Source organism: Parasphingorhabdus sp., assembly GCF_036964675.1.
GTDB lineage: Bacteria > Pseudomonadota > Alphaproteobacteria > Sphingomonadales > Sphingomonadaceae > Parasphingorhabdus.
Map to the genome: position 1 here is coordinate 1 of NZ_JBALTF010000047.1, position 3,704 is coordinate 3,704.

3 protein-coding genes are annotated in these 3,704 nt (G+C 61.0%); all 3 read left to right on the plus strand.

The features are described 5' to 3' along the window. A partial coding sequence (locus tag V7665_RS09360; protein ID WP_335664272.1) for a hydantoinase/oxoprolinase family protein occupies positions 1-1,617 on the plus strand: 1,617 nt, incomplete at its 5' end. A 1-nt stretch (position 1,618) separates the two neighbouring features. Continuing rightward, the gene (locus V7665_RS09365) at positions 1,619-3,484 is read left to right on the plus strand and encodes a hydantoinase B/oxoprolinase family protein (RefSeq protein ID WP_335664273.1); all 1,866 of its coding nucleotides are present in this window, start codon (positions 1,619-1,621) and stop codon (positions 3,482-3,484) included. A 63-nt stretch (positions 3,485-3,547) separates the two neighbouring features. Continuing rightward, on the plus strand, positions 3,548-3,704 hold a 157-nt coding region (locus V7665_RS13940; RefSeq protein ID WP_442955206.1), incomplete at its 3' end, for an FAD-dependent oxidoreductase.

Below are 3,704 nucleotides of genomic sequence, written 5' to 3' on the forward strand. Positions count from 1 at the left end.
GCGCGGCTCGAGAAGCTGAAGGCATCCGAAGAAGTGGAAGCGCTGACCATCTGCCTGATGAACAGCTATGTCGATGGCCGGCACGAAAAGGCTGTCGCTGCGATTTGCGCAGAAGTCTTTCCCGACATTCCGATTTCGATATCGTCGGACATATTGCCCGAGATGCAGGAATATGAACGCGCGCTCACCACCGTTGCCAATAGCGCCGTCCGCCCGGCCGTGGCGCGCTATGTCGGCAATCTGGAAAAAGAGCTGAAGGCATGGGGCAGCAAGGCGAAGCTCAACCTGCTGCGTTCCGACGGCGGACTGATGTCGGCCGAGAAAAGCGCCGAGGCGCCGGTCAACCTGCTGATGTCGGGACCGGCTGGCGGCGTCGCCGGTGCGGTCTGGGTAGCCAAAAGTGCCAATGTGAAAAATATACTGACTCTCGACATGGGCGGCACATCGACCGATGTCGCGCTGATTGAAAATGGCTCGGCGCGGCTGCAGCGGGAAACTTCGGTCGGCGACCTCAATGTCCGTGCCTCTTCGATCGACGTCAAGACCGTCGGTGCCGGCGGCGGCTCGATCGCCTTTGTGCCCGAACTGACCAAGGCGCTGCGCGTCGGACCGGAAAGCGCCGGTGCCGTGCCCGGGCCGGTCGCCTATGGCAAGGGCGGCGAACTGCCAACGGTGACCGATGCCAATGTCGTGCTCGGCTATCTACCCGAATCCCTGCTCGGCGGCAGCTTCACCCTCGACCGCGAAGGCGCGAAAAAGGCCGTGCAGACGATCGCCGATGCGCTCAATATCGACCTGATGGACGCAGCGGCAGGCATTATCGATATTGTGAACGAGAATATGTTCGGCGCGCTGCGGCTGGTCTCTGTCCAGCAGGGCTATGATCCGCGCGAATTTGCCCTGATGGGCTTTGGCGGCGCCGGACCGCTGCACGCCAATGCGATGGGCAAGCTGATGAACAGTTGGCCGGTGATCATCCCGCCGTCGCCCGGCGTGCTCTGCGCCTATGGCGACGCGACGACGCGGCAACGGGTCGAAACCCAGCGCAGCTTCAACGAGATGGCGCAGAATACGACCGATGACGAACTCACCATCTATCTCGACAGTCTGGGCGCGCAGGTCCGCCAGGAGCTGGAAGCCGAAGATGTCGCGCCCGGGGATATCGAGCTGTTCTACGAAATTGATATCCGTTATGCGGGGCAAGCCTTTGAAATTCCGCTGTCGGTGGAGCCGGAAGGCCTCTCGATCCAAAAGCTGATCACCCGCTTTGATACCGAGCACGAACGATTGTTCACCTTCAATCTCGACGAGACACCGCATGAGATCGTCAATGTCCGCGCGGTTGCGCTGGGCAAGTCCGCCGATGTCGCGCCGCCGGTCATCGCAAAGGGGGATGCCGATCCATCCGCCGCAAAGACCCGCGATCACCAGCTCTACATGGACGGCAAGATGCAGGATGCGGTAATTTATGACCGCGCCCTGCTGAAGGCCGGCAATCGCATTCCGGGACCGGCGATCGTCACCGAAATGGATAGCACCACGCTGGTGCACAGCGGCTGCGAGGCGCTGGTCGACGCGCATGGCAATCTGATCATCAACCTGTTGGAAGGAGCGTAACATGCCCGCACAGATTATCGAAACCAACAGCGCTCCGTTCAACCAGGTCGCGGTCGATCCGGTCACCCTCGACATCATGGAAAATGCCCTGCGCAACGCCCGGATCGAGATGGACGCCACTTTGGTGCGCACCGCCATGTCGCCCGGTATCAGGGAGCAAGGCGATGCCTTTCCGCTGATCGCCGACCGGCAGGGCAAGATGGTCGTCGGCCAGTTCGGCAGCTTCATCGACGGCTTTTTGCGCGCCTATCCCGGCACCATTGAAGAAGGCGACATGATCTTTCTCAGCGATCCGTACAGCTGCGAAGGCGCGGTCAGCCACAATAACGACTGGCTGGTCCTGCTCCCGGTCTATCGCGGCGGCAGGCTGGTGGCCTGGACCGCGATGTTCGGCCATCAGTCCGACATTGGCGGCAAGGTTGCCGGTTCGATCCCGATCGACAGCAAGAGCGTGTTCGAGGAAGGCGTCCGGATCCCGCCGGTAAAAATCTACCAGAAGGGCGTTTACAACGAAGAGATGGTCAAGGTCGTCCTGCACCAGAGCCGCAAGCCGGACTGGTGCGCCGCCGATCTCAACGCGCTGATCGCTTCCTGCCGGGTGGCGGCTCGCCGGGTCGACGAAATGTGCGGCCGCTTTGGCGAAGATGAATTTGCCAGCGCCACCGATCTGCTGCTGGCGCGCAACCACCGGGCGATGAAACATCTGATCGAAACCAGCATCGGCGAGGAACCGGTCAGCTTCTCCGACTATATCTGCGACGATGGCGTTGGCTTTGGCCCCTACAAGATCAGCTGCAAGATGTGGCGCGAGGGCGGCAAGGTCATTCTCGATTTCGAGGGCACCGATCCGCAGGCACCCAGCTCGATCAACTTCTTTCTCAACGAGAATATGTTCAAGATGTTCTTCGGCATCTACATGATCATGGTGTTCGATCCGCAAATATTGTTCAACGACGGTTTCTATGATCTGGTCGATGTCCGGATTCCCGAAGGCTCGCTGCTCAAGCCGAAATATCCGGCAGCGCTCGCCGGACGCACCCATGCGCTCGGCCGGATTTTCGATATTCTCGGCGGCCTGCTCGGTCAGCGCCAGCCGGAATTCCTCAACGGCGCCGGCTTCTCTTCCAGCCCGCATCTGATGTATTCGGGATTCGACAAGAGCGGCGAATGGTTCCAGCTGTTCCAGATCGGCTTTGGCGGCATTCCCGGTCGCCCCTTTGGCGACGGACCCGATGGTCATTCCTTGTGGCCGGGCTTCACCAATGTTCCGAACGAATTTCTCGAGAAATATTTCCCGCTTCGCATCGAGCGCTATGAAGCCAAGCCCGACAGCGGCGGTGCCGGCCTGTTCCGCGGCGGCAATGGCATCCATATGACGTACTGCTTCCTCGAACCCGGCACCGTCGCGATTCATGACGACCGCTGGTTCACCTATCCCTGGGGCGTCAATGGCGGCCAGCCCGGCGAACGGGCGACCAAGATATTGGAACGCGCCGATGGCTCGAAAGAAGTGGTCGGCAACAAGCAGGATGGCATTGAAGTGCGCGAAGGCGATTTGCTTCACTTCATCACCTGGGGCGGCGGCGGCTGGGGCAACCCGCTGGAGCGCGATCCCGAACTGGTCGCTCTGGAAATCCGCCAGGGGCTGGTGACCGTGAACGGCGCGCGCGACTATGGCGTGGTCATTGCCGCAGACGGCAGCGTCGATGGTCCGGCAACCGAAAGCCTGCGCAAGGAAATGGCGGACAATATCGTCGAGACCGACGGGCCGTTCAACTTTGGCCCCGATATCGAAACGTTGCGGGCCAATTGTCTGGCCGAAACCGGCCTGCCCGCGCCGATTCAACCGGGAACCGTCGCCGCATAAACATCTCCCCGCTATTCAAAGTGCGGTTTGTGGCAACTTCCGCAAGGCCTTAGACCCTGTCGAATGACGGGGAGAGGTACAATAGTCGACAGCAACACAGATGTTCTGATCATTGGGGCCGGTGCAGCGGGCCTCACCGCAGCGCTGGCGGCGCACGACGCCGGTGCGTCGGTCCGGCTGATCGAAAAGCAGGACCGGCTGGGCGGAACCGCTGCGATTT